Source organism: Legionella qingyii (assembly GCF_003990155.1).
Lineage (GTDB): Bacteria > Pseudomonadota > Gammaproteobacteria > Legionellales > Legionellaceae > Legionella > Legionella qingyii.
Genome location: NZ_RZGX01000015.1, coordinates 78,633 through 104,792, shown reverse-complemented (window position 1 = coordinate 104,792; position 26,160 = coordinate 78,633). Strand labels below are relative to the sequence as shown.

Here is a 26,160-nt window from a genome sequence, read left to right as displayed (position 1 = left end):
TTTTTCATGGCTTAAATTTTGTGTTGCTATAATTAAGATCATTATCATCGCTCAAATTATTATCACTTGTAAGCTTTGCAACGATGTCATTGTAATTATCGTTATACCCTCCTTTATCGCCGTAATGAGTATCGCTATACGACTTATCGCTATAATTACCGCTATCGCTGTAATAATTATCACTATATTTATCTTCATATGAGGTAGGGATTTGATCGGTTAGACTATTCTCTTTTAATACTCTCTTTTTCATCATCTCTAAGCTACATAATACGTATGAACTGTTTGAAGAGCCCCTATCAACAAGATCTTTAACAGCAGCTTTTGCCTCTGGTGATAACTTATCTAATAGCTTTTCTATTTTCAGCTCTTCGGGGACGTTTTTTTCCGACATGTGGGGGTACTCTCTAAATTTAGATTAATCCTGTTTTCTGAGGCTGCATTAAGATAGACATGCCGATTATTGGTATGAGCACAAAGCCAAGAAAAAGATGGATCTGAGTTCTGTTTTCTGAAGAGGAATTATAAAATTTTTTGAATTTTTTAAATAGAGATATTCAATAAATTTCCTTTAATTTTCTTTATATTAGCAAATGAATAGATATTTATACCTTTGTGAAGAAATCTATCTTTTTAAGAGCTTTGACTTTATTTTCCCAAGCAAATAAGGGATAGAGCACCAACCGATAATACCTTCTATAATCAATACAATACCCAATGTGATATAAAAAAACGTTCCCATTCCAAAGATTGCAGCAATACACAATGCAGCACCAATTATTGTACGGTTTATCCGATCTGTTTTATCTATATTACATGCAAACTTCATTTAAATTCCTTTATTATTCAATTCTAAATTAACTTCAGATCCAGCATCGTTGGTTCCTTTACTAGTTTATCCTTCTCACTTCTAGATAATTTTTTAATATAATGTTCCACTTTCATAGCTCTACCCTTTCCTTCTTTAATCTCCCAAGACTGGGCAATTTTTATTGGCTTAAAACTACGTGTGTATTTACATCTACCTGTACCATCAATGTGGGACAGATACCTCTTTTCAAGATTGTTTGTGCATCCAGTATAATAGGTGTTGTTTTCGCACAGTAATATATAAACCCAATAAGATGAAGCAACCATCTTTAAAATCCTTTAGGCAAATAACTCATCTATTGTTTCTTGCATTTCTTCCTGGCTGGGTTTTGCATACCTAAATATTTCTTTAATAGATATATTACCACTTAGCTCTTGAGCAAAATGCACCCCATGTTTATCGGTGACTTTCTTCAAAAAGGTATGCCTAAGTTTATGTGGAGTAAATTCAAACTTCTCCGCTTCTGGCAAAAACGCCAATGCCTGCTTTAATAACCGCTTACATATTCGGTAAACATCTAAGGTCTGCAAACGCATACCATACCTCGTAATAAAGAAGGGTTCATCTTCACTGGCATTTCTGGATCTCAAATATTGATCCAAATAAACCCTACTCTCTTGTGGCAATGGAATTTTCCGGCTGAAGCGTTTTGACTTATGACGCATAACATCATACAACCCTTTTTGTCGATATTGTCCGACTTTTAATGATACCACTTCTGGCTCGCGAAGACCCGTGCCTAAAAGTACATAAAACAAGGTGGTTTCCATAAGTGGATTTTGATTTTTTCGTGTACAACATTTAATACGCTGTTCACAAGCTGACTTTAACCGCATTAATTGGCGTGAACTTAATCCATTCCAATCCGGTGTATCAGTTTACTTGGGCAAGCGAGTCCTCTGCCAATAATGGTCGTTGTTGATGCAACCAATGCCCTACTTCCGCTTAGAAAAAATGAATGAATTTGGATAAGTCTTTCTTTTTGGCGGCCTCCGTTTTTTCAGGAGTGTCTTTCACATGCACTGAGTAATAATAAGACAGCCACGCCGATAAGGAATTGGTATCAAAGTGAACATCTAAAGGATGTGAAATCTTATCTATCTCAAATAATTTATCTGTTAAATTAAAGTTAAACCTTTAACACTCCTCAGCTGAATTAAAATGTGCAGCCCATTTTAGGGCCTCAAACTCAAATTAAGAGATTTCTTACATGATTATGCGCCATTTTGAGTATAACTCATTAAAATTATTCGCTATGCTTAAATCAGTACGAGGAAGGACAGCGGATGTCTTAATAAGGATTATTTGAACGCATCAAGGACGATGCACTACCACAAGGATGTGGTCTGCCTCCTCGGAACACAATTCACCATTGCCATTATAAGTAATCAGAATTTATTGTGCTTTTTATCACATCTCAAGCCAACGAAACCACTAGATAAATCCCTCCATTAATTCAACTATTTTAGTATTAATTTGAACCATTGATTAATGGATAAAGCCCGTAGGCTGAGCTTTTCAGCCCGGCCTACGCTTGCTAAAATTTATATAAGTCCTATAGGGAGTTTGAATATCAGATAGAAAAAGATTCAAAGGAAAAAAGTCATAAATAAAAGCAAAATTAATCGTTTTGAGTAAAAGTTAACATAATAGAACGAAATGCTATCTAAACACCTATAATAATATTACGAAGTTAATATTTAATTGAGGCTATAACAGTGTATTGGAAAAATGAGAAAAAATGGGAAGACATTAGATTTGACATCTATCCCAAAATGTCTCCCGTAGAAGCTAAACGTTTGATTTCTCAAAATTTTGATCTCATGGACACTCAGGAACGGAGAAGAATAGATACTCAAGAGGCTCGTTTATGGTTACTACGCCTGAGTTCGGAATCGGATCAGGGGGTTTTAGTTATTGAAACCATGCGTTGGCAGAGATCTAAAAAGCAGTGGGAAAACGAAACTATCGCTATGCGGCTAACCAAAGATGGCTGGCAGCCATATGCAACTCCCTATAATAAAGATGATGTACTTCCAATAACTAAAGATAATCTTAATGCTCACGTTCCAGAGTTACAAACAGAGTTAAAAAAACAATACTTATCCCCACAAAATATGATTTATCCAGAATTACATTCGGAGTTATTAAATAAGGATAAAATAGCCCTACCTGATGGCCATCCTCACAAATTTATTGAGCCATGTCTTGAAATGAATAAAGGTATACTAAGAAGGGGTCGAAACGACTGAATCTCAGGAAGATATATCCGTTGCACAGTCTGGCTTACAAAAAATCGTGAAAGGAACGTTAGCCTCAGTACGAGCGGAGACTCCCATTGTTACACAAGGTCCAAAACAGGGTCTTCCAGATTTTGGTTTTAAAAGTCCACAACAGGATTTTAAAGATAGGCTCCAGGCCATTAAAACCGACCCTAAGGCTCAGGCCAATAGACCCCAACTTACTACGGCTGAAGAATGTAAGAAATTATTTAACAATGAGTATAAACTAAGAAAAGAAAAAGATAGTTTTAAAAGTTATAGAAATTATAATCTTCTTGAAAATACAGATTTAACTGACATCTTAACGCATGCTCAAGAAAAGCCTAATAGAACTCGAAGTATTTGTGTTCAGTTAGGATGGTTAAAAGAAGATGGAAAGTTAGACCAAGATGCACCGAATCCCGTTAAAGGGGCTTTTGAACAAATGAATCTGAAAGTACAACCAAAAGCATAAAAGAGATATAGCAACCAGGCTCTTCAGCCCATACTCACTCATAAAAATTAAATGCTTCATTTAGCTTAGCCTTGATGAAGCAACGCGCAATCATGATCCAAGAAATCGAATGTGTAAAATAAATTCTATTAATTCATAAAAACTAGAAAATAAATTAATGGTGCCGCTTGAAAAATTTAATGAAAAATAACTATATCAATCAATAAGTTATGGTGGAGGCGGCGGGAATCGAACCCGCGTCCGCAAATCCTCTGCCTTCAGCTCTACATGCGTAGCCGTGTCTTTTGATTTAACTGTGCATTCTCCGACGGGCAGGATACTACACAGCGATTCCCTAAATTTCGCATCTTAATACGGGATGGATTAAGACACTAGCTTATCTCTTATGACCGTTGATTCGATACCGATAAGCGGGCTCGGTCGAACGGGATACTGGGTTTATTGGCCAGTACACAGTGATGGTTTAACTAAAGTGCTTATTAGGCAGCGATAGCTTCTCCACCAGCAAAGTTTTCATCGTTTGCATTTATATTTAGTTGAGTCTGATTTACGAGAGTTCTCATTCTCGGCATGCACCTCTGGTTTTGCAACCCACGTCGAAGCCAGGTCGCCCCCTTTGTACACTTTAAGTATAACATAAAATGTGCACAGATTAGCAGTTTTCTTTTGAAAATTCGGGAACTAATTTCCCGGGCTAGGGCTTTGCCCTCACCCAGGGTTTACTTTAACCTTGAATCCCATTATGGCGTAATAAGGCATCAACAGTTGCCGGGCGGCCGCGGAATTCTTTATAGGCCTCAGCGGCTTTCTTTGAGCTGCCTGCTTCTAAAATGTGATGCAGGAAATCATGTCCTGTTTGAGGATTTAAAACGCCTTCTTCTTCAAAACGAGAAAAAGCGTCGCTGGATAAAACCTCTGCCCAACTGTAACTGTAGTACCCTGCAGCATATCCACCAGCAAATATATGACTAAAACTCTGTGGAAAACGATTGTACGGGACCACAGGAACAACACTTGTTTTAGAACGTACGTCAGCCAGGATATTCTCAACCAAAGCGTCCTGTTTCGGCGTATACTCTTGATGAATACGAAAATCGAATATTGAAAATTCCATTTGCCGTAACATCGCCATTGCTGATTGGAAATTCTTTGCGGCGATCAAGCGTTCAAAAAGTGACTCTGGAATCGGTTCGCCGCTGTCCACATGCGCGGTCAAAACATCCAAACCACTTTTCTCCCAACACCAATTTTCAAAAAATTGACTGGGTAACTCCACAGCATCCCACTCTACGCCGTTAATGCCTGATGCCCCCAGATAATCGACCTGAGTTAAAATGTGATGCAGGCAATGACCAAATTCATGGAATAAAGTCACTACTTCCTCATGCGATAACATCGCAGGTTTATTGGCGGATGCTTTGGCAAAATTACAAGTCAAGGTTGCAATAGGCAACTGCACCCTACCATCTTCCAATCTTCTGCGGCTTTGCAATGAATCCATCCACGCCCCACTGTGTTTGTTTGGTCTTGCAAATAAGTCAGTGTACACATAACCACGAACCGTGTTGTGTTCGTCGACCACACAATAACATTGGACATCCTTATGCCAAATATCAACGCCCTTTACTTCTTCAATGGACATTCCATAAAGTTTTTTAACTAAATCGAATAAACCCTGCATCACCTTGGGTTGTGGGAAATAAGGGCGGAGATCTTCTTGTGACAAAGTGAATAGAGCTTGTCGTCGCTTTTCAGACAAATACCCGACATCCCATGGTTTGACGGGATTAATTTTAAATTGTTCCGCAGCAAATTGCTCCAGTTGCTTAAACTCCGTTGTTGCTTGGGTGTGGATGCGATTAACCAAGTCATTCATAAAATCTCTAACCTGGTTAGTGGATTCTGCCATTTTGGTCGCGATCGACAATTCTGCATAGTTGTTAAAACCTAAAAGCTCGGCTTTTTCATGGCGTAACGCTAAAATTTCCTTCATTAAAGGCGTATTGTCGTAGGTTCCTGCATTTGGGCCTTGATCTGAGGCTCGGGTAATATAGGCTTGATACATTTCTTCGCGTAACGCACGATCTTCAGCATAGGTCATTACCGCTTGATAACAAGGGTATTCAAGGGTAAGCACATGTCCGTCAAGCCCCTTTTCGGCTGCGACTTCTTTCGCGGTACTTAAAGCATGTGCGGGTAAACCTGCCAAGCGCGTTGAATCTTTAATGTGCAAAGTAAATGCTTGGGTAGCGTCCAGAATGTTATGTTCAAATTGATTGGTTAACTCATCCAGGCGCGTCTGAATTGTTTCAAATCGTTTTTTACGTTCTTTGTCCAGGGCAACTCCTGATAATTCAAAATCACGCAAACTGTCGGCGATCAACTTTTGCTGTATCGTATTCAACGAATGTTTATCAATTGATTTGATGGCCTCATACAGCTCATGATTATGGCCCATTGCAGATTCATATGCTGAAAGAAGCGGCAAGCACGCATCATAGCATTTGCGTAACTCAGGAGAATCCATTACACCATGCAAATGAGACATTGGCGACCAAAAACGCTCCAACTCATCTGCCATATCCTCTAAGGGATACATTAAATTATCCCAGGTATAATGAGGGTTTTCTTTGAGCAAACGTTCGACTTCATCCAAATGCTTTTTTAATATGGCATCAAGATGGGTTTGAAAATGATTAACATCAATACGACTAAATTGGGGTAACCCTACTAATGCTGACATGCTTTACCTTTGAAAATAGATACAAGACATAAAGCATAACATTCAATTAATAAAGCCTCTATACTTCAATGAAATCATTCATATAGCCTGAGTGAGGTATAGTGAAAACTGGGGCTTTGCTCCGATGTTCCGGGTTACGGCTTACGCCTTCACCAGGCTTTGTTTAGACACAACACAGTGGATTATCAAATGCCAAGTCGTCCTCTTCATCATGCTCTAAATCCAAATCAACCAGTGCTGGTTCTTTTTTGCTAAAAAATCCCAATTTTTCCAAGGCGGCTGGACGCTCGATTGTATCGTTAGGTCGACGCAAGTTAAGCTGTTCTGCTAAAGCAAAATTAACCAAACAAATCGTAACCAAACACATTGCGGCAATCAACGGAATAATTGGATTCGCTGCAAACATGGGAAGAGCAGAACACATTGCCAAAAAAATAAGCGTCGTAGTGGTTACATGGGAGCCAAGCCGAAATCGCTCAAAAGCAATTTGGTTATCAATGGCTTTAATATGCTCTTTTATTTCCCTTTGCTCTTTCACATTACGTGTGTTACTGAGCATTGCGGTATAGTGCGTTCGCAATTCATTTAAACGACTCAATTCGATATAAGCCCTAGTCGTCGCCATGATGACATCAAATGCGAAAACTGCAAGCGATACATAAATTGCCAATGGAGCCAGTGCACCAGTTAAGAAAAAACAATTAACGACCCCTGTTCCAACCCAGGCAATGTCATTACCTAATTCAAACCAACGCCGCTTTATTTGGGCACTAAGACGCACAGACCACCCTAAAGAGTATTCTTCATCTTTCATCCACCACCCAGGCAACGTATGCTTTATTAACACGAAAAGATTCACTAGCAAACGGGGTAACCAAAAAAACCATGCTACATGTGTCAAAATAGGATCCATAAGTTTGTCCATTATTCTGACAAAATGTCGATATGATTCCGAGCTGGTATTAAGGAGAGCCAACAGATCCAGTGCTCGTTTGGAGCGAGTTAATAACAAACGATATAAATTTATCTCGAGCGTCGTATTACGTATTTGTTGAGTAAACGAAGGACAGTCTTCGACTTTTTTCTGCCGCTGTGAAGGTGCTCCTATTAATTTTAACAATTCACGATATAAATTTTGTTGCTGACGTAAACGCGTCACTTCTCTTGGAATGATCAAGTAGTGCTCATATATCTCTTCCAACAGCTCAGCCATTATCAATGCAGCGAAAAGCTGCTCTTGGAGTGCTTCACGATCGATTTCCTGCCTGGACAGGAATTTAGCTCTAAGTTGTTGCCCTAAAAGACTGTATTCAAGATTCATCACCAAATGAAGAGGGATTATCTTCCGATAAAAATCAGGACCTAGCTTCTTAATAGATTCTTTGAATGTCCAGTCCAAAGGAATTTGCCCGGCCTGAGGGATAGATAATTCAGGGAAGGTTTCTTGTAAATGTCGAATTAATGGGGTCATGATGTCCTAAAATGAATTTGGAATTTCGGGATATCAAATAAACAATTCTATATTGATCATTTGTTTATTGTCTATAAATAACTTTGGAAGTAAAAAAATAGGTCTGATTATATATAAAAATTACACGAAAAGAAAATTTATGAACTATTTTAACTATTTATTGTTACTATGCATGCATATTTATCAATAAAAATATACATGCTCTTTCATCGCCAATGAAGTCCTTTATTTAGACTAATTCGATCTATACTATAGATAGGATAATTCGTCGCATCAGCTTGCTCACAAAACAAGTTAATAGGACAAAATTAGGTCTTTTTGCAAAAAAATGATCAAAAATGCACTTATTTTCTTGCTGATTCATGTCTTCTGAGCGACAATATCACACCTAGTTAAGAGTACAAGAGAACCCATGAATCTTTCCAAAGAATTAGCTAATGCCATTCGCATTTTAAGTGTAGACGCAGTAGAACTAGCCAAATCAGGACATCCAGGAATGCCTTTGGGTATGGCAGATATTGCCACTGTGTTATGGAACAAATTTTTAAAACACAATCCACAAAATCCTCATTGGTTTAATCGCGATCGGTTTGTATTATCTAATGGACATGGTTCCATGTTGATTTATTCATTACTACATCTGGCTGGATATAACCTCTCCGTAGACGATTTGAAACATTTTCGCCAATTAAATTCCAAAACACCCGGACACCCAGAGCTTGGTCATACCCCTGGAGTAGAGACCACTACAGGTCCTTTAGGGCAAGGTTTGGCAAATGCAGTGGGTATGGCTTTAGCTGAGCGCGTTCTGGCAACGCACTTCAACCGTGATGGTTTTAATCTTGTAGATCACTATACATATACCTTTACTGGTGATGGATGTCTCATGGAAGGCATTTCGCATGAAGCCTGTTCACTCGCTGGTACTTTAGGTCTAGGAAAACTGATTGTTTTCTATGATGACAATGGGATTTCTATTGATGGTAAGGTTGAGTCTTGGTTTAGTGATGATACCGCACAACGTTTTAGAGCATACCGTTGGCAAGTCATCGAAGCCGTAGATGGCCATGATATGGATGCGGTTGAGCAAGCCATTCTTAAAGCACAAGCCAATACCACCCAACCCACACTGATTATCTGCAAAACAATAATAGGACTTGGCTCTTCCGTAGCAGGTAGTGAAAAAGCCCATGGCTCTGCCTTAGGCGCAAAAGACGTTGCCAATGTGCGCGAATTTTTCAACTGGAAACATGAGCCTTTTGTTATCCCTGATACAATTTATAAGCAATGGAGTCATAAAGAACAAGGGGAAAAAGAAGAACAGCAATGGCTAACTCTCTTAAATCAATACCAACAACAATATCCTCAAGAACATTATGAATTTTTACGCCGCATTAATGGCGATCTCCCTGATAATTGGCAAGATCAATGCAATGCGTTTTTTGAGCAATGTCTTAGCAATGACAAAGCAATTGCGACTCGTAAATCGTCACAACAATGTATTGAACATTTTGCCCGTATCCTTCCGGAAATGCTTGGTGGGTCAGCCGATTTAACTGGCTCCAATAATACCGATTGGTCAGGCAGCAAAGCCATCACCGGCGAGGACTATTCGGGTAATTATCTGTACTATGGGGTGCGGGAATTTGGTATGGCCGCAATCATGAATGGCGTGGCAGTCCATGGAGGATTTATTCCTTACGGTGGCACCTTCCTGGTTTTTGCAGATTATGCACGCAATGCAATACGTTTAAGTGCGTTAATGAAACAACGCGTCATTTATGTCTTTACCCATGATTCGATTGGTTTAGGTGAAGACGGTCCAACACATCAGCCAGTAGAACATGCATCCATGTTGCGTATGACCCCTGGGATGAGTGTGTGGCGTCCTGCAGATTTAATGGAAACAGCCGTTGCATGGAAGCTCGCTTTGGAGCATCATAATGGGCCAACATCCTTACTGCTTTCAAGACAAAATTTACCTGCATTGCCCCATAGCGCAAGCGCGGCAGAGTTGATTAAAAAAGGAGGTTATATCATTGTGGATTGTGATGGCACGCCTGATGCTATCTTGATTGCAACAGGCTCGGAAGTGCAGTTGGCAATCGCGGCAGCAGAGCAAGTGAAATCACAAGGACTTAAGGTGAGAGTGGTTTCCATGCCTTGTGCAGATCGATTCCTGGAGCAAGACCAAAACTATAAAAATCAGGTATTGCCCCAAAACATCAACAATCGTATAGCAATTGAAGCAGCTAGTTCCGCTTATTGGTATCAATTCGTTGGCTTACAAGGTGCCGTAATTGGCCTAGATAGTTTTGGTGTATCGGCTCCAGCAGATCAGGCATACCAATACTTTGATATTACTGTAGAGCGAATAATTAAAACGTTGGATACGTTAGTAAACAAATAATAAATGTAGCGTGGATGAAGTAAAACTCCACTGCCATTAAGAAAAACCTGTCGTTCCCGCGAAGTCGGGAACCAATTTCTAGCGAGGCACAATGCCTTTTTAAGAATTGCTTCCCAGCTTCGCGGGAATGACAAAAATCCTTAACTTAATGGCTGTGAAGCTACGATTAGACGCTTAACTTGAGATAAGAAACTCATTACTAAAATTGGAGAAGTATAATATGACAATACGTGTCGCTATTAATGGCTATGGCCGCATTGGCCGTTGTATCTTAAGGGCAATTTTTGAATCCAAAAAGCAAAATGAACTTGAAATCGTTGCAATCAATGATTTATCTGCAATTGAAACTACAGCCCATCTGACCCGTTATGACACAACACATGGCCGTTTTGCATCCGATGTGAGCGTTGAAGGCGACATGTTAGTAATTGATGGCCATGCAATCAAAATCATCGCTGAGCGTAATCCCCTAAACCTGCCATGGAAAGAATTAAACATTGATTTGGTTTTAGAATGTACCGGCTTCTTTACTGAACGAGAAAAAGCAATGCAGCATATTACTGCTGGTGCAAAAAAAGTATTGATTTCCGCTCCAGGAAAAAATGTGGATGCAACCATCGTTTATGGAGTGAACCACCACACGCTGAAAGCTTCCGATCTTATCGTTTCCAATGCTTCTTGCACCACCAATTGCCTGGCACCCGTTGTGAAACCTTTAAATGATGCTTTAGGTATTGAACACGGTTTATTGAATACAGTGCATGCCTATACTAATGACCAAATGCTTTTAGATGGAAGTCATGAAGATTTACGCCGCGCTCGTGCAGCAGCTCACTCCATTATTCCAACAAAAACAGGCGCTGCAGCAGCTGTAGGATTAGTATTACCTGAGTTAGCAGGAAAACTCGATGGCTTTGCGATGCGAGTTCCAGTTCTTAACGTTTCAGTGATTGATTTGACCTTTACCGCAAAGCGTGAAACTACGGTAAAAGAAGTCAATGACATCGTACGCCAGGCTAAAAGTCGCATCTTGCAAATCAATGATGATCCGTTAGTATCATGTGATTTCAACCATAATCCTGCATCGTCCATTTTTGATACTACTCAAACCAAGGTATTTGGCAATCTAGTGAAAATCGTCGCCTGGTATGATAACGAGTGGGGCTTTTCTAATCGTATGCTTGATACAGCACAACAAATGATGAGTTGCTAAAACCCCTGCATGGAGATATTGATGAGTCTGATACAAATGAGCGATATAGACCTGTCTGGGAAACGGGTACTAATTCGTGAAGATCTGAATGTTCCAATCAAAGAAGGAATTATTACCAGTGATCAACGCTTGCAAGCAGCATTACCCACTTTAAAAGCTGCCTTGGATGCTGGTGCGGCGGTGATGGTTTTATCTCATTTAGGCCGTCCTGAAGAAGGAAAGTTTGAGCGACGCTTTTCTATGGAACCCATTGCAGAATACTTGCAAAACAATCTGGACTATCCTGTACATTTCGTAAGCGATTACCTCAATGGTGTGGATGTTAAGCCAGGAGAGCTAGTCGTTTGTGAAAACGTACGCTTTAATGTTGGCGAAAAGAATAATGAAGAACAACTGGCCAAAAAACTTGCCAGCCTTTGTGATGTCTTTGTGATGGATGCTTTTGGTACAGCGCATCGAGCCCAGGCTTCTACATACGGTGTTGCTCAATTTGCACCGATTGCCGTTGCAGGTCCGTTATTAGTTCGCGAGCTTAATGCTTTAGAAAAGGCCCTCGCCGCACCAGAGAAACCGATTGTCGCTATTGTTGGTGGCGCCAAAGTTTCAACTAAGCTCAGTTTGCTACGCCAGTTAGTCACCCTTGTCGATTATTTAATCCCTGGCGGCGGTATTGCAAATACATTCCTCAAAGCCCAGGGATTTGAAATTGGCGTTTCTCTTTATGAAGAGGATTTGCTGGATGAAGCACGAGAAATTCTTAAAATAGCAGAAGAAAAAGGTTGCCGCATTCCATTGCCAACTGATGTTGTAGTAGGTAAATCGTTTAGCGAACACTGTCCTGCCTATAATAAGTCATTACAAAATGTTGCCACTGATGACATGATCCTTGATATTGGCCCCATAACGGTTAGTGAGTATGTAGATATTATTAATGAGGCTAAAACCATCATTTGGAATGGCCCGGTTGGTGTTTTCGAATTTGCACAATTTGCCTATGGAACACGGGCGTTAGCGATTGCTATTGCTGAAAGCGATGCCTTTTCAATTGCGGGTGGTGGTGATACCCTTGCCGCGATTGATCTCTATGATCTGAATCAGCAAATTTCGTATGTTTCCACAGGTGGTGGGGCATTTCTTGAGTGTTTAGAAGGAAAAACCTTGCCAGCTGTTGCCATTTTGCAGGAGCGAGCAAAAGATGTTAAGACAAACTAAAATCGTTGCCACATTAGGACCGACCAGTAGTAATCCGGCAACTCTTCATGCCATGTTAACCGCAGGTGTTGACGTGGTACGCATTAATTTTTCTCATGCTGATGCATCCGCATTACAGCTCATTGCCTTGGTTCGAGAAATTGCTGAAGAATTAAATCGTCCATTGGCAGTAATGGCTGATTTACAAGGGCCTAAAATTCGTATTGGCCGTTTTAAAGATAAATCAATCACTTTGGTTGAAGGCCAAGCCTTCACTTTGGATTGTAATGCCTCAGAAATGTTAGGCGATAATCATGAAGTTTCTGTCGCATACCCCAATCTTTCCCGTGAACTGGCTCCAGAAGATCATTTGCTGCTTAATGATGGGTTGGTTGAATTGGAGGTTACGAGTATTTCTGGTTCCAAAATTCACTGTACCGTGATTGAAGGCGGTGTCTTGAGTGATCTTAAAGGATTAAACAGAAAAGGAGGCGGGTTAGCCGCCAGAACCATGACGGATAAAGACAAGCGTGATTTACGCACAGCGATTGAAGCTGAAGTAGATTACATCAGCTTGTCTTTCGTAAAAGATGCAGATGATATTCGTCATGCCCGTGAGCTCATGACTGAATTTGGTAAAAAAATACCTGTAATTGCCAAAATTGAACGAACAGAAGCATTGCACTATTTAACAGAAATTATTCAAGAAGCTGATGCAATTATGGTTGCCCGAGGCGATTTAGGTGTTGAAATAGGCGCGGCGGAAGTACCTGCAATCCAAAAACACATCATTGGCGAAGCCCGTCGATTAGACAAAGTGGTGATTACCGCAACGCAAATGATGGAATCGATGATTAACAATCCTCAACCTACCCGCGCAGAAGTCTCTGATGTTGCCAATGCGATATTAGATGGGACAGATGCGGTGATGTTGTCTGCAGAAACAGCCAGTGGCCAATTTCCAGTAAAAGTGTTAACCATGGTCAACAAGATCTGCTTAAGCACCGAAAAACATGCCAGTTTTTATTATCATAGTAATGCTGAAACCTGCCATTATCAACGCGCGGATCAGGCGATCGCCATGGCAACAATGCATGCAGCCAACCATTTCCCCATCCAAGCAATTATCACCTTGACCGAATCAGGGGATACCGCATTATGGATATCCAGGCAACAAAGTACAGTCCCTATTATCGCTGTATCTGCTAATAAGCGAACCATAGGTCGCTTGTGCCTTGCCCAAAATGTTTTTCCAGTGTTCATGAATTATCATCAATTTGCCGCTGAAACCTTGAATCAACAAGTACTTGAAGAGTTAGTAAAATCGGGCCATCTTGAACCCCAAAACTTTGTCTTATTAACACGTGGTCGCATGATAGGTACAGCAGGTGGTACAAACAGTATGGAGATTATTCGGGTCTAAATGCCGCTTGTAGGATATACTATCTGGTAAAAGCAAAAGTAGAATACTCCTTCCTTTTGCGGGTGTAGTTCAATGGTAGAACCTCAGCTTCCCAAGCTGATGGCGTGGGTTCGATTCCCATCACCCGCTCAATTGTGAAAGGTCAGGAAGTAGGCAAAAATATAAGATTTTTACCTTGAAAAATAGGAAGTTAAGAGCTGAATTCGAGCCTCAAATTACAGTTACCCGCATCAATGCCTCATTTCACATTTTCATACTTGGGGAAGAAGGATAATCTTTATTCAGATTTTCTTCTTTTGTGGCCAGCTGTTGTTCCTTACACTGCAAGCATTTTCCACAACAACAACGGATCGTTCGAGAAACAACTAAAGGTGTTGCTCCTCCGGCCCCCATACCTAAACACGTAGTTAAGAACCAAGGCAACGGAGTAAAACAGGAAACTAAAATGCCACCGATTAAACCCAAGGTACAACAGCATCCTACTACAGCTTTTTCATCTTGGGTGATACATGACTTTTTAAGTGGAACATCCCAGGTTTGTCTTATGCTATATTTTTGGGATTTAATAGAGTGTTTAAGTTCCTCAATCGCTTTTTCTCCTGCACTCCGCTTTTGGCGAACAATTTCTGCCTGCTTGATTCGTAGATAATCTTTAAATTGGGTATGTATTTGTGTATAGGTTCCTCTATATTCTTTATTACATATTTTAACGTAAATTTGATTTGGATAATGAGAAACCAGTTCTTTGAACGTTGAATTGGTCATAGCTAAATGATTTAACGACTTCACGTCAAGAAAAAACATCACCAGGTACGTTACGTCATTAGGAACTTGAGAAAAGCTTCCTTTATTTGTAGCAATTTTTTGTTCTGCTCTTTTTGTAAACACAACCCCCCCATCAAAACGATTAAAAAAAGGAATGTCGCTTTCAGTTCAATTGATATTATCCAATAATATTTCATATTCAAATAGTTATTTCATTATCTTTCATTTAATTAATTTGAATCACAAATAATGAATATCCCTGTCTCCTATATATAGGGATGCTTAGTGTTTTATTCGGGAAAGAGCTTATTGAACTCGCGTGTAACGAAGTGGAATTCGAGAAAGGTGCCCGGGTTTTGCACGCGGCACCCAGGCTATATTATTCGATGTAAAAAATGAACTATTCGACAATTTCCTTTTTTTCGCTTCGAGATAATCCCAATTTCTCTTTCAAACGAGCCACAGCATCCGGATCATATTGTCTTGCCGTTTTATTTTTTACGACTACAGCTGTTGTTCTAGCTGGTTGTGCTGGAGTATTCAAGGTGTTATACGTTGAAGAACGTACTGGGTAGGTTGGAAAGTGAGTCTCTGTAGAAGTGGACGATTGTCCCGTTATCTGCGATTGAAAAGCTGTACTTTGTTGAGCCGAAGATGTTTGGCTTATCGTCTTTTCTACCTGAGTTTTTCGAGCATTTCTTACACTTTTTTCAACACGCTTTCTAATTTTGGTTGCTGCATGCTCCGCTTCTTCTTCAGTCACCGCGGCGACTTCATTACCTTGCAAGTCAACACGCATTTCTCGTAGCTTCAGGCAGGCCAAATAATCAAGTCGCCGGGTAAATAAAACCACTGCTTCTCTTAATTTACTTTTGGAAATCCCTGCTTCTTCAGCCTTATCTGCATGCAGCAAAATGTCATCCATAATCCCCACTTTTAATGGACGGATTCGTAATGAATTATCAAATGCTGCGGGAAAATGTGCAGCGAGCCACAATAATGCGTCTGTTCGCGCTTTTTTAGACCTAATTTTTTGAGCTTTATTAATTACGGCAGTGCGTGGGTGCAGCTCCTGTTTTCTCATTAGTGTACCCTTGTTAGATATTGAATGTCATATCCGGAAAATGAAATCATTCGCCTTAAGAATGAGCGCACAATGTACAATGTTTGATGATTGTTTGCAAGCACTCTGAAACATGTTCCATACAGTGTATAAAAATAAGAAATCAAAGTAGAAAAATAGGCGATGATAGTCCTATAATGAAAACAGGAATTTTTATAGATCGTACTCTTTAATTCTTTAGTAGCGATGCGATACTATCTTTATGTCTCGATTATTATGCCCTTTTGATACAACTGATGGAGCAACATATGACCGATTTCCTAAAAAAATTATTTATGTTATTTATTGCATTATTCTTTCCATGGGTCATATTTCTTATGAATGATAATCCTGGAGGTGCCTTCGTCGCCTTGGCATTACAAGCCACCGTAATTGGATGGCCATTTGCAACCGTTTGGGCTTTGCGAACACAATATCCTCCCAAAAAAGAAAAGCAAAACTGAGATCATAAGGAGAACTATGTTAACTCGCGTTATTGTCAATGGGGCTCATGGTAAGATGGGCTCTCTCGCCTGTGAGACCCTAAATAACCACCACGAATTTGAATTAGTCGCACAACTTGGTAAAGAGGATAATTTGGCGCAAGCCATTAAAGATACCAAGGCGCAAATTGTTGTTGATCTTACTCGCGCAGATTGTGTTTATCAAAATTGTCTCACCATTATAAATCATGGGGCACATCCAGTTATTGGAACCTCCGGACTTCTCCCCGGCCAAATAAAGGAGTTAACTGCTTTTTGTGAAAGCCGTCTTCTGGGTGGAATCATTGTACCTAATTTTTCGATTAGTGCGGTTTTGATGATGGTCTTTGCTGCTAAAGCGGCTGAATATTTTCCCGAAGTAGAAATTATTGAAGCACATCATCAACAAAAGCTGGATGCGCCATCAGGGACTGCCTTAAAAACTGCTGAAATGATTGCTGCAGCTCGGAAAAATCCTAAAAACAAATTAAATCTCAAAGAATTAATTCCTGGCGCTCGTGGCGGAGTTCATTGCGATATTAACATCCATTCCTTGCGTCTTCCTGGCGTTATTGCTCGTCAACAAGTCATTTTTGGCAGTATAGGTGAAACACTGACCATTACGGATGACTGCATTGACCGACGCTCTTTTATGCCCGGGATAATTTTGTCGTGTCAGAAAGTTACAGGATTATCTACATTGATCTATGGACTTGAACATTTACTCTAACCTAAATGCTCAACCATAACATTCAATCAAGGGACAATCACACTAAGTTAAGCTTATTCCCCCTGACCTATGTTCCGCGACCTGTTCGACAAAACCATGGAATATAGCTTCGTAGCGGGATCCTGCGGGACGTAGACAGAGAGAAAATATAGGAACATATCTTGACTTAGCCTCGCCCTTCAAGGGAAGCTGTTCGGAAAAAAATTAATGGCAATCTCACATAAAAAAAGCATTTGGTGGGTTACCCCTCAGTAATCGAGCATTCGATTTAATCGATTTTGCCTCCACACCTTTTTTTTTAGCTATAATGCATCTAGATGCTAGTAATATTTAATTTAGAAATTTGCCAAAAGAGACTCCACTCTCAAATTAAATACTAAGGTGGAAAGGATGCGTCAACGTAAATATTTTGGAACAGACGGGATACGAGGCCGAGTTGGGCTATCAAATATCAACCCTGAGTTTGTTTTGAAATTAGGCTGGGCAGTAGGAAGTTTGCTTACCCAAAAAGCCAAAAGCAAAGTAGTTGTTGGAAAAGACACCCGAATATCTGGCTATATGCTGGAGTCTGCTCTGCAAGCAGGATTATCCGCATCGGGGGTTGATATAGCCTTATTAGGTCCGATGCCTACCCCTGGAATTGCTTATTTTACCCAGACTCTAAGAGCAGACATAGGCATTGTAATTAGTGCTTCCCATAATCATTTTGAAGATAATGGAATTAAATTTTTTTCATCAGAAGGAAGTAAGTTTCCTGAGAGTATGGAGTTTGCAATAGAAGCTGAATTAGAGAAAAAATTGCAAACTGTACCTTCAGCTCAGTTAGGTAAAGCGACTCGGATTCATGATGCGGCGGGTCGCTACATCGAATTTTGTAAGTCCACAATTCCGTTCAGGTCTCGATTAACCAATTTCAAAATAGTCGTCGATTGTGCCAATGGCGCAACTTATCATATTGCACCCAATGTATTTTCTGAATTAGGCGCTAAAGTAATTTCCATAGGAGTAAAACCTGATGGTTTTAATATCAATCAAAATTGTGGCTCCACAGCACCTGAGTTATTAAGAAATAAAGTTCTTGATGTTGGTGCTGATGTGGGTATTGGTCTGGATGGTGATGGAGATAGGGTTATTTTAGTAGACTCGCTAGGCAATCTTGTTAATGGTGATCAGATTATTTACATTATTGCTGAAGACAGATATCAACGGGGTGTACTCAATGGCGGAGTGATAGGTACTTTGATGAGTAATTATAGTCTTGAACAAGCACTTAAATCATTAGGTATCCCTTTTTTACGCTCTCAAGTAGGAGATCGATACGTTCAGGAAATGCTGACAAAGAAAAATTGGACACTCGGCGGCGAAACCTCTGGTCATATTATTTGTTCCGATAAAGCCAGGACAGGAGACGGAATTATAACCGCATTACAAGTTCTTTTGATTATGGTTATGCAGAATAAATCACTGCATGAGCTGACACAAAGCCTTCATTTATTACCGCAAACTTTAATCAATTTAAATACCAATAACGCCACGTTATTGGTATCTCATCCCGAAGTCATTCAAGCAGTTAAAAATCTGGAAAAGACTTTGAAAAGTAATGGCCGAATAGTGCTTAGACCTTCAGGCACAGAACAAATATTACGAATTATGGTCGAAGGAAGCAATGAGTCTATGATAAATAATTATGCGCAAATATTATGCGATCTAATATCTAAGATAGATAAAAGGGGGCTATAGGGGGCAGTCATCAGAATACATGCGTCAGTACTCTCAATCAGTTAGTGTGTTCAGCCTAAATAGCCCCCCGCCAAAAGTCGCAAAAATAAAGCCCTGTTCATCAATTAGAAAATCATTCACTCGCTGTAAAGGTAGCTCTAGATTTACTGGCTCAAACTGACTACCTTGGGCTGCATGATACATAAAAGGTTCATCTGGATCAGACCAGCCAGCAACAAAAACATCTTGATTCTTAATTATAACCTTTCGTGCTCCATCAAAATTCAAGACTTGTTGCCATGTTACTCCTTCGTCAGAACTTGACCAAAGACCATTAATTTTCCATGTTCCTGCCGTTGCCATGTCAACTAAATACAGTTGCTTGGGATTACTCCAATCAACCGCAAAATCCAGTGGGTATTTCCAATATAAATTACCTAAAACAGGGCCAGGCCCTTGTACCTTCGGAGGTCTTCCCAATTGTATCCAAGTATTCGTATTTTTATTGAGTTTATAAATTCCGGTATATTTTATGAAAGGATTATCTGCATGTTGCCACAATCGATTACCTGCATGAATCGCATAAACATCACCTGTTACGGGGGAGATTTTAATACTTGGGAAAATCAAAGACCCTTTTTGTTCTGATGAGTCAACAGAAGTTGCTAAAGGTTCAAACCCATCATTTAGCCTCTGCCAATTGCTGCCACAATCAAAACTGGCAATAATACCTTTACCCATTGTGCCTGCATACATGTGGCAAGGTGACTTTTTGAAATCAATCGCTAATGTTAAATAGGGATTTTGATATTCGCTATCATCAGGTGACAATTGTTGCCAATTAACCCCCGCATCATCAGAGACAAAAATTCCACCAGGAGCATCATTATTAATATCCCCATACCAATCATTCGGAAAATCATGCCTGGATGAAGCGGCAGCAAAGAGTTGATTGGGATTTGCAGGATTAAATGCTATATCATATGTAGTGTTCATGTCAGGGATATTGCACATACGCCATGTAACCCCATGATCTAAACTTAAAACACATCCAATATCCGCTAATCCTGCAACAATCATATTGCTGTTTGAGGGATTTTGTTTTATAAAAAAAGCACTTACAGGGTTAAGCGCTGTTGAAGTCCAAAAATTGCTCTTACTCACATTATTCGTTGCTGGACTTAATTTTGTATATGGAAATTTCCATTGTTCTCCTGCATTCGTGGACAATTTAAAAAAGAAGTTTGCACTACCGGCTATAAGATTTGGATCATTAGGCGCTACCTGAAAATCATTATATCCGCTATCCCAAAAGCCCACATAGAGACCTACCGGATTAGGATTGATTTTGCCCTCACGATAAGCTATTGAATCGTCTGTATAGCGCTGTGTCCAATGAGAGCCACTATCTTCCGTCATCCAAATAGCAGCGCCTTCGCCAATATTTGAATTCCCGGTAAAATAAATAATAGAGGAATTATTTGGACTCATGCGGACAAATGTTCCAACAGGTTGTGTTTGCTGAGAGAACACCTCTTCTTTAGCTGGTTTAATGAACATTTTCTTTCTTGCATTGTCTGTTTTTTCAACACCAACAAGAGTTAAACCTTTGCTGTCTTTACCCATCGCCGCTGCAGATAAAGATTCAGATAAAAGGGGGGCTACTTGTGCTGTTTGCAGGTTAAATTTAAAAATACCTGCATTTGTTGCATGGTAGAGTGTGTTCTTATCAACCATTAAGGATGTTAGACTGTCTTGATTAGTAAAAAGTCGTGTCCAGGTTTTCCCAAGATCGCGACTAATTAATAAACCAGACGTAGTTCCAACACCTACCATTTTTAAGTCATCATTGGAGAAAAACCAATATTTAATCCTTGTACTCTCAGCAAGGCAATTCTCAGGAAACATGTCCGCAAGTGTCTTCATGGATTGCCATGACTTACCTCTGTCTAAACTGATTTGTGGATTACATCCTCCTGATGCCCAATATAATCCACCTGAGTTATCAAACCCCATATGACTTTGATGATTCAAATCAACATTAAAGGCTATTTTTTTCCGACTAATAGGGGTCCAAGTAGTGCCTAAATCAAAAGATTCATAGACTAGCCCCATATCACTGCCAATATATACATGGCCTGGAGAAAGAGGATCAAAGCTAATTCCACCCTGTGCTCCCCCGCCTCCAATTCCAATACCAATTACAGATGCATATGATTGTTGGGTCAGAATGAATGCTAAAATAATTTTTAAAAATTTCATGCTCATCCTTAAGATTGTGTAACCGATTGTGCACAGGGCTTCGTTACATGTTTCATTGATATCAAATTTCCATATTTAATATAACTGAATTACGTATTTTTTGGCGGAGATATTCAGCAAATTTAGGAACATATCGGTCCAAACGGCTGGTTTCTTTATAAAGCTCATCTATGAGTCGTGGGTACTTGAAATCATTCATGACACAACCGATTAAGTGAGTGCCAATTTTTTTCATTTCCTCCACTGTTTCCTCTACCGCTTCTTTAGTCGTAACACCAGAAAGAACAATAAGGACTGTTGCATTAGCTGCCTCGCTTAAATATCTGGTTGAAATCGTATGTGGTTGATATTTATTAAAGCAGTGACAATCGATGATGATTAAATCAAATTGTTCCTTTAATTTATTAAAGAAATCATTCAATGTTTCTTTTTCAATCAAGCTGAGCTCGAAAGGGCGTGGCCCAGGAAGGGGCATTATGTAAAAACCTTCTTGGTCACTGTATTTGATGTTATCACAAGCTTGCTCCAAAATACTGCCTTGGGTTGCTTTGAATTCAAGATTCAATTGCTTACTCAACGAGGTATTGTAATTTCCAAAATCACAATAAAGAACTTTACGACCAAAGGCTGTAGCAGCCCGTGCTACGGCACTGGCTATGGTGGTAATTCCTTCAGTAAATAAAGGCGAGGTAAAGCAAATAGTTTTACTTTCATGAGCCAAAATTTCAATATAAAGCTTATTAATCGCCTTACTGCTTTTTGCTAATTGCGTCATAATTTCAGTGAGCCTAGTGAATAGATAACAAGAGCAACATTTGCAACATTTTGCAAGAATTGAGTGAATTGTTTTCTATAATCTTCATCATTGTTGGGTACATAAATAACATCACCCTCACGAATAGCAGGTAACATCCTGATATCGCCTGTTTTTGAAAATTTTAATAAATCAAAGACACTCGCCTTCGCTTCCAGTCCAGTACCCATATTGACAATTAAAATTTTCGAAACCAACGCCGAATTGGTTGGGCCACCCGCAGCTGCAAGTAAATCCAGAATCGTCAGATCACTAGTAAAACGATAACGACCAGGATTTTTAACTTCTCCTAAAACTTTAACCACATGCTTGGTATTAATTTCAACAGCATCGTTACTTTTGGGGGGAAGATAAATCGCATCCCCAGGTAACACTTTGGGTATTAATTCCGAATCGCCTGTTTGAAAGTATAACGCAAGATTCACATGTACCACTTGCGGGTAAATACCCTGCCTATCAATTACATGTACATCGCGTAAATCCGCTTTTGGCGTGGGACCATCCGCTGCTGATAAAATATCAAGAAAATTCAGCTGATTACTAAATTTGTAACGCCCCGGTTTTCCAACTTCACCAAAAATATAAATACTATTCTTTTTATCAATCTGGGTCCACATCGCTTTATTATCAATAGGTGATTGAGGAAGCTCGGGAACTTGTATGGTATAGCCTGCCTTAATTACTGGCACAGAAGATAACTCACCGCCTTTTTCAGAAAACTTACGCAAATCAAAACGTTTTGTAATCAACCGTCCCTTCTTATCATGCTCATTGCTAATAATACGGATGTTGGCAATGTCTGCATGGTCTGTCGGCCCCCCAGCGTGGGCTAAAAGATCGATTAAACTCATTTCATCAGACCATTCAAATCGTCCGGGTTGTTTCACCGCGCCCATCACCTTTACAGCTCGTCCAGGGGCTAGACTTAACCACCCTCGCTCTTCTTCTGCACTTTTCTGAGGAACATAAATCACATCACCAGCTTCTATATTAGGTAATGTTTTTTTAGGAAGTCCTTCTACATAAGCTTGCATATCAAAAACAACAATCCCACCATTTTTTCTTATGATACGAATTTTAGAAGGATCTGCGTATTGATCTGGGCCTCCTGCATTGGCTAATGCATCCAGAAATGTAGACTTTTTACCCAGTTCATAGGCCCCAGGTTTTTGAACTTGCCCCATAACATAGACCACCGGCTGTCCCGACTTTACCTGCTCAGTAACCACGGGAACAAAAATAGTGGCGCCAATACTAATAGGAGGCATATTTTTTGATTTTCCGCTATCCATGTACTCTTTTAAATTAAAAGTCACTGAAGCCTTGTCATCAATAATTTTAATTTGATCAGGCGCAGCATAGTGAGTTGGTCCTCCAGCCAAAAGCAGATAATCTACTGGTGAATATTTGGGATTATATGCATATGCACCGGGCTTGAATACTTCTCCAAAAATTTTAATAGCTTTTTTCATGTCCAAAGGGATAGTATCCATTTCTGGCACAAAAACGGTATAACCACCTTTAAGTTCTGGTAATCCCTCAGCTCCCACCCCTTTAGCAAGGGCTTTCTTTAGATTAAAGACTAATGGCGGTTTTGTATTGTCATTGCCTATAATTTTAACATTGGCCGTATCCGCATTTTGAGTTGGCCCCCCAACATTAGCCATTAAATCTAAAATAGACATTTCATCGGCCCACTCGTATCTCCCAGGCCGCTCGACTGCACCCATAACTTTAATCGCACGTTTAGGAGCAATATGAAGCCATGATTTTTCATTCAAATCTGTTTTGAGTGGAAAATAAATAACATCCCCTGCTTGAAGTATTGGAAGCTTTGCGGAGCTCAATCCATCGGTAAATGCCTGCATGTCAAAAAAGCTAACCGTGCCATTAGTATGAATAATGCGGATTTTACGTGTTTCCGCATAATTATCCGGCCCCCCCGCATTAGCGATAGCATCCATAAACGTTGATGACTTAAGGAGTTCATATGCACCTGGTTTTTGTACTTGTCCCATCACATAAACCGTTTGAGCACCTGCTTGCATTTGGCTTGTAGCCACAGGAACAAAAATAGTAGCCCCTTTATTGATTATAGGAATATGGCTTGATTTAGCAGTCTCTAGATAATCCTTTAAATTGAACACAACAGAAGTTTCATGATCAAGAACCTTGACCTGTTCAGGAGCAGCATAATGGGTAATTCCCCCAGCTAAAAGCAAATAGTCGACTACATTATATTTCGGATTATAGGTATAAGCCCCCGGTTTGAATACCTCTCCTAATATCTTAACGGACTGATTTATGTTTAAAGGTGTACTGGCAAGTTCCGGTACTACAACTGTGTCACCGGCCTTAAGTTTGGGTAATCCTTTTGCACCAATGCCCGTAGCAATCATCTGCTTTAAGTTAAATTCAACTGGGGCAACATTACTGTCATTACTCACGATACGGATATGCGCTGTATCAGCATCTTTGGTTGGGCCGCCAACATTAGAAATTAAATCCATAATCGACATTTCATCAGCCCAGTCATATCGTCCGGGTTTCTGAACCGCACCAATAATTTTAATTGCACGATTGGGGGCCGTATTAAGCCATGATTTCTCATTCAGATCCGCTTTTATGGGAAAATAAATCACATCCCCCAAATGCAAAACAGGTAGTTTTGCTGCTGTGAGCCCCTCGGTAAAGGCCTGAAGGTCGAAATCTTCAGTCGTTCCATCATTATGAATGATACGAATTTTACGTGTTTCTGCATATTGATCCGGCCCCCCTGCATTGGCCACGGCATCCATGAACGTAGCATTCTTGCCAAGTTCATAAGTCCCTGGTTTTTGCACTTGTCCCATTACATAAATTGTGGTTGAGCCGGGCTTTGCAGTTTCACTTGTTTGTGGAATAAAAATTGTAGCGCCACCGCTAAGAGCAGGAATGAGTTTTTTATTGCCTGTGTTTAAATATTCACTCATGTTAAAAACGGATGCAGTTGCATTGTTAATGATTTTAATTTGTGTTGTATCCGCTAAATAGGTTGTACCCCCAGCCTTGAGAAGATAATCAAGTACTGAAAATTGAGAATTATATGCATACACACCCGGCTTAGTTACTGCCCCAAAAATTTTGATGGAGTCTTTCAGGGTAGCAACATCAATATCTTGTTTGGGTACTAAATAACGATTATCTACCTTCACATTACTCACGAGTTGTGAGCTCGGCACAAAAATCTCATCACTCGCTCTAAGCGAGCGCAGAATAGAGTTATTCCCAGAGTCAAGATATTTTTTATAATCAATAACAGTGACTTTTCCATTACGACGGAGCTGAATTTGATTCATTTGTGCCCCATCAAGCAAGTCCCCTGCTTTTCGTATTGCAATTTGAATATTGGCATTTGCCGGCACAAGATATTGCCCAGGATTTTGAACCATACCAAGGACCTGAACATAAATCTCGTCACTCTTTCTGGAAATGCTTAAGTCATTAGCATTTTTATAAATCGTGCGTAACTTATTCACTACTAACAATCGCAAACTGGATAGAGTTTGTCCTTGGCAATTGAATTGCCCAACATCGGGTAATTGGATATGGCCTTGTGGATCAATACGAACTTCTTTTGAAAGCGTTGCATTTCCATAAAGTGAAAAACCAAGAAGATTACCTGGGTACAGTTGTTCATCTGCTTCAGCTGCAAAAACAGTAGTGATGCTCAAACAGAAAAGCAATAAATATCGAATCAAACGTTTGGTCATTGAATCCTCGCCTTCAATATTTGCCAATATTGATCGTTTTTAAGCTTAGGGCACCCTTTAACTTCCTGGAGTGGCCAAAGAATTCTTATATTATTTTCTAGTAAATTCATATCACGTCGAGCGGATACCAACAAACCCGCGACAATTTCTTGGGCGATTTGCTGTGCCAAGAGGTTCATTTCAACCATGCGTGCTGGATAACAACGCCAAACTTTACTCTGGAATAATTGATTAAGTTGCGCACGTAAAGGACCATATTTCTGGATATCTGGCCGATACGATAAATGCGGATTTTGAAAAGGATAATGTATTAAGTAATAGTGTGCCGCATATCCTCCAGTAGAAGGTGGCGGATATGAAGTGCAACCTAGAAGACATACCATAAAGAAAAGCAGGCCCAGATTAAAATACCATTTAATTGGATATCGGTAAGTCATTGTCTTTGCGTCCTTAACCATTACTCATATTTCCTGCTC

Annotated in this window: 21 protein-coding genes, 1 tRNA gene and 1 other RNA gene; 10 read left to right on the top strand and 13 right to left on the bottom strand. The window is 39.9% G+C overall.

The annotated features are described in order from the left end of the window. Window positions 1–4: 4 nt before the first annotated feature. The 4 genes from ELY20_RS11995 to ELY20_RS17010 all read right to left on the bottom strand — a co-directional run bounded on the left by ELY20_RS11995 (window position 5) and on the right by ELY20_RS17010 (window position 1,641). Complete coding sequence (locus ELY20_RS11995; protein ID WP_110142570.1) at window positions 5–394, bottom strand: hypothetical protein; 390 nt, start codon at window positions 392–394, stop codon at window positions 5–7. Window positions 395–625: 231 nt separating this feature from the next. Next, window positions 626–829 (bottom strand): YgaP family membrane protein, encoded by a 204-nt coding sequence (locus ELY20_RS11990; RefSeq protein WP_110142571.1) that lies wholly within the window; start codon window positions 827–829, stop codon window positions 626–628. Window positions 830–852: 23 nt separating this feature from the next. Further along, a complete protein-coding gene (locus ELY20_RS11985) occupies window positions 853–1,137 on the bottom strand; it encodes a GIY-YIG nuclease family protein (protein WP_110142572.1) in 285 nt (94 codons plus the stop codon). A gap of 12 nt (window positions 1,138–1,149) precedes the next feature. Then, window positions 1,150–1,641, bottom strand: a complete 492-nt coding sequence (locus tag ELY20_RS17010; protein ID WP_325049872.1) for a tyrosine-type recombinase/integrase — start codon at window positions 1,639–1,641, stop codon at window positions 1,150–1,152. 948 nt (window positions 1,642–2,589) lie between these two features. Between ELY20_RS17010 and ELY20_RS11975 the strand changes: the two genes are divergently transcribed. Both ELY20_RS11975 and ELY20_RS11970 read left to right on the top strand, forming a co-directional pair. Continuing rightward, window positions 2,590–3,123, top strand: a complete 534-nt coding sequence (locus tag ELY20_RS11975) for a hypothetical protein (RefSeq protein WP_110142573.1) — start codon at window positions 2,590–2,592, stop codon at window positions 3,121–3,123. 46 nt (window positions 3,124–3,169) lie between these two features. Next, window positions 3,170–3,607 carry a hypothetical protein gene (locus ELY20_RS11970; RefSeq protein WP_110142574.1) on the top strand — a complete coding sequence of 146 codons (438 nt, stop codon included), beginning with the start codon at window positions 3,170–3,172 and terminating at the stop codon, window positions 3,605–3,607. 210 nt (window positions 3,608–3,817) lie between these two features. Here ELY20_RS11970 and ssrA read toward each other — a convergent pair. The 3 genes from ssrA to ELY20_RS11955 form a co-directional block, all read right to left on the bottom strand. Beyond that, window positions 3,818–4,222: a transfer-messenger RNA gene (gene ssrA / locus ELY20_RS11965) on the bottom strand. Window positions 4,223–4,331: 109 nt separating this feature from the next. Beyond that, a complete protein-coding gene (locus tag ELY20_RS11960; protein WP_110142575.1) occupies window positions 4,332–6,350 on the bottom strand; it encodes a M3 family metallopeptidase in 2,019 nt (672 codons plus the stop codon). Window positions 6,351–6,513: 163 nt separating this feature from the next. Then, the gene (locus tag ELY20_RS11955) at window positions 6,514–7,821 is read right to left on the bottom strand and encodes a hypothetical protein (RefSeq protein ID WP_110142576.1); all 1,308 of its coding nucleotides are present in this window, start codon (window positions 7,819–7,821) and stop codon (window positions 6,514–6,516) included. Between the two features lie 412 nt (window positions 7,822–8,233). On the opposite strand from ELY20_RS11955, the gene tkt reads away from it, so the two are divergent. The 5 genes from tkt to ELY20_RS11930 all read left to right on the top strand — a co-directional run bounded on the left by tkt (window position 8,234) and on the right by ELY20_RS11930 (window position 14,187). Then, window positions 8,234–10,231: a transketolase gene (gene tkt, locus ELY20_RS11950; RefSeq protein WP_110142577.1), complete on the top strand. Its 1,998-nt coding sequence runs from the start codon at window positions 8,234–8,236 to the stop codon at window positions 10,229–10,231. A gap of 220 nt (window positions 10,232–10,451) precedes the next feature. Further along, entirely contained in the window at window positions 10,452–11,444 is a 993-nt protein-coding gene (gene gap, locus ELY20_RS11945; protein ID WP_110142578.1) for a type I glyceraldehyde-3-phosphate dehydrogenase, read from the top strand. 21 nt (window positions 11,445–11,465) lie between these two features. Then, window positions 11,466–12,656 (top strand): phosphoglycerate kinase, encoded by a 1,191-nt coding sequence (locus ELY20_RS11940; protein WP_110142579.1) that lies wholly within the window; start codon window positions 11,466–11,468, stop codon window positions 12,654–12,656. Then, the gene (pyk, locus tag ELY20_RS11935) at window positions 12,640–14,058 is read left to right on the top strand and encodes a pyruvate kinase (RefSeq protein WP_110142580.1); all 1,419 of its coding nucleotides are present in this window, start codon (window positions 12,640–12,642) and stop codon (window positions 14,056–14,058) included. The genes ELY20_RS11940 and pyk overlap by 17 nt, the downstream gene beginning before the upstream one ends. Window positions 14,059–14,116: 58 nt before the next feature. Beyond that, window positions 14,117–14,187 (top strand) — tRNA-Gly (locus ELY20_RS11930). A 114-nt stretch (window positions 14,188–14,301) separates the two neighbouring features. Here the strand turns inward: ELY20_RS11930 and ELY20_RS11925 are convergent. Together ELY20_RS11925 and ELY20_RS11920 are read right to left on the bottom strand one after the other, a co-directional pair. Then, the gene (locus ELY20_RS11925; RefSeq protein WP_110142581.1) at window positions 14,302–14,946 is read right to left on the bottom strand and encodes an F-box protein; all 645 of its coding nucleotides are present in this window, start codon (window positions 14,944–14,946) and stop codon (window positions 14,302–14,304) included. A 277-nt stretch (window positions 14,947–15,223) separates the two neighbouring features. Beyond that, on the bottom strand, window positions 15,224–15,907 hold the full coding sequence (locus ELY20_RS11920; RefSeq protein WP_110142582.1) for a ProQ/FinO family protein: 684 nt from the start codon (window positions 15,905–15,907) through the stop codon (window positions 15,224–15,226). A gap of 287 nt (window positions 15,908–16,194) precedes the next feature. On the opposite strand from ELY20_RS11920, the gene ELY20_RS11915 reads away from it, so the two are divergent. From ELY20_RS11915 to glmM, 3 genes are all read left to right on the top strand, one after another. Further along, window positions 16,195–16,389, top strand: coding sequence for a hypothetical protein (locus ELY20_RS11915; RefSeq protein WP_110142583.1), 195 nt, complete (start codon window positions 16,195–16,197; stop codon window positions 16,387–16,389). 16 nt (window positions 16,390–16,405) lie between these two features. Next, window positions 16,406–17,137, top strand: a complete 732-nt coding sequence (gene dapB / locus ELY20_RS11910) for a 4-hydroxy-tetrahydrodipicolinate reductase (RefSeq protein ID WP_110142584.1) — start codon at window positions 16,406–16,408, stop codon at window positions 17,135–17,137. 390 nt (window positions 17,138–17,527) lie between these two features. Further along, window positions 17,528–18,877, top strand: a complete 1,350-nt coding sequence (gene glmM, locus ELY20_RS11905; RefSeq protein ID WP_110142585.1) for a phosphoglucosamine mutase — start codon at window positions 17,528–17,530, stop codon at window positions 18,875–18,877. Between the two features lie 33 nt (window positions 18,878–18,910). Here glmM and ELY20_RS11900 read toward each other — a convergent pair whose 3' ends face one another. From ELY20_RS11900 to ELY20_RS11885, 4 genes are all read right to left on the bottom strand, one after another. After that, window positions 18,911–21,118, bottom strand: coding sequence for a WD40/YVTN/BNR-like repeat-containing protein (locus tag ELY20_RS11900; RefSeq protein WP_126955529.1), 2,208 nt, complete (start codon window positions 21,116–21,118; stop codon window positions 18,911–18,913). 61 nt (window positions 21,119–21,179) lie between these two features. After that, entirely contained in the window at window positions 21,180–21,893 is a 714-nt protein-coding gene (locus ELY20_RS11895; RefSeq protein ID WP_110142587.1) for a P-loop NTPase family protein, read from the bottom strand. Then, window positions 21,890–25,684 (bottom strand): SLBB domain-containing protein, encoded by a 3,795-nt coding sequence (locus tag ELY20_RS11890; RefSeq protein WP_110142588.1) that lies wholly within the window; start codon window positions 25,682–25,684, stop codon window positions 21,890–21,892. Before ELY20_RS11890 ends, ELY20_RS11895 begins: the two co-directional genes overlap by 4 nt. Beyond that, on the bottom strand, window positions 25,681–26,121 hold the full coding sequence (locus tag ELY20_RS11885) for a hypothetical protein (RefSeq protein WP_126955530.1): 441 nt from the start codon (window positions 26,119–26,121) through the stop codon (window positions 25,681–25,683). The genes ELY20_RS11890 and ELY20_RS11885 overlap by 4 nt, the downstream gene beginning before the upstream one ends. Window positions 26,122–26,160 lie beyond the last annotated feature (39 nt).

What these genes read in the sequence shown, in the direction of transcription:
- ELY20_RS11995 (WP_110142570.1), bottom strand. Translation starts at nt 394, where the DNA reads ATGTCGGAAAAAAACGTCCCCGAAGAGCTGAAAATAGAAAAGCTATTA.
- ELY20_RS11990 (WP_110142571.1), bottom strand. Translation starts at nt 829, where the DNA reads ATGAAGTTTGCATGTAATATAGATAAAACAGATCGGATAAACCGTACA.
- ELY20_RS11985 (WP_110142572.1), bottom strand. Translation starts at nt 1,137, where the DNA reads ATGGTTGCTTCATCTTATTGGGTTTATATATTACTGTGCGAAAACAAC.
- ELY20_RS17010 (WP_325049872.1), bottom strand. Translation starts at nt 1,641, where the DNA reads ATGGAAACCACCTTGTTTTATGTACTTTTAGGCACGGGTCTTCGCGAG.
- ELY20_RS11960 (WP_110142575.1), bottom strand. Translation starts at nt 6,350, where the DNA reads ATGTCAGCATTAGTAGGGTTACCCCAATTTAGTCGTATTGATGTTAAT.
- ELY20_RS11955 (WP_110142576.1), bottom strand. Translation starts at nt 7,821, where the DNA reads ATGACCCCATTAATTCGACATTTACAAGAAACCTTCCCTGAATTATCT.
- tkt (WP_110142577.1), top strand. Translation starts at nt 8,234, where the DNA reads ATGAATCTTTCCAAAGAATTAGCTAATGCCATTCGCATTTTAAGTGTA.
- gap (WP_110142578.1), top strand. Translation starts at nt 10,452, where the DNA reads ATGACAATACGTGTCGCTATTAATGGCTATGGCCGCATTGGCCGTTGT.
- ELY20_RS11940 (WP_110142579.1), top strand. Translation starts at nt 11,466, where the DNA reads ATGAGTCTGATACAAATGAGCGATATAGACCTGTCTGGGAAACGGGTA.
- pyk (WP_110142580.1), top strand. Translation starts at nt 12,640, where the DNA reads ATGTTAAGACAAACTAAAATCGTTGCCACATTAGGACCGACCAGTAGT.
- ELY20_RS11920 (WP_110142582.1), bottom strand. Translation starts at nt 15,907, where the DNA reads ATGAGAAAACAGGAGCTGCACCCACGCACTGCCGTAATTAATAAAGCT.
- ELY20_RS11915 (WP_110142583.1), top strand. Translation starts at nt 16,195, where the DNA reads ATGACCGATTTCCTAAAAAAATTATTTATGTTATTTATTGCATTATTC.
- dapB (WP_110142584.1), top strand. Translation starts at nt 16,406, where the DNA reads ATGTTAACTCGCGTTATTGTCAATGGGGCTCATGGTAAGATGGGCTCT.
- glmM (WP_110142585.1), top strand. Translation starts at nt 17,528, where the DNA reads ATGCGTCAACGTAAATATTTTGGAACAGACGGGATACGAGGCCGAGTT.
- ELY20_RS11900 (WP_126955529.1), bottom strand. Translation starts at nt 21,118, where the DNA reads ATGAAATTTTTAAAAATTATTTTAGCATTCATTCTGACCCAACAATCA.
- ELY20_RS11895 (WP_110142587.1), bottom strand. Translation starts at nt 21,893, where the DNA reads ATGACGCAATTAGCAAAAAGCAGTAAGGCGATTAATAAGCTTTATATT.
- ELY20_RS11890 (WP_110142588.1), bottom strand. Translation starts at nt 25,684, where the DNA reads ATGACCAAACGTTTGATTCGATATTTATTGCTTTTCTGTTTGAGCATC.
- ELY20_RS11885 (WP_126955530.1), bottom strand. Translation starts at nt 26,121, where the DNA reads ATGACTTACCGATATCCAATTAAATGGTATTTTAATCTGGGCCTGCTT.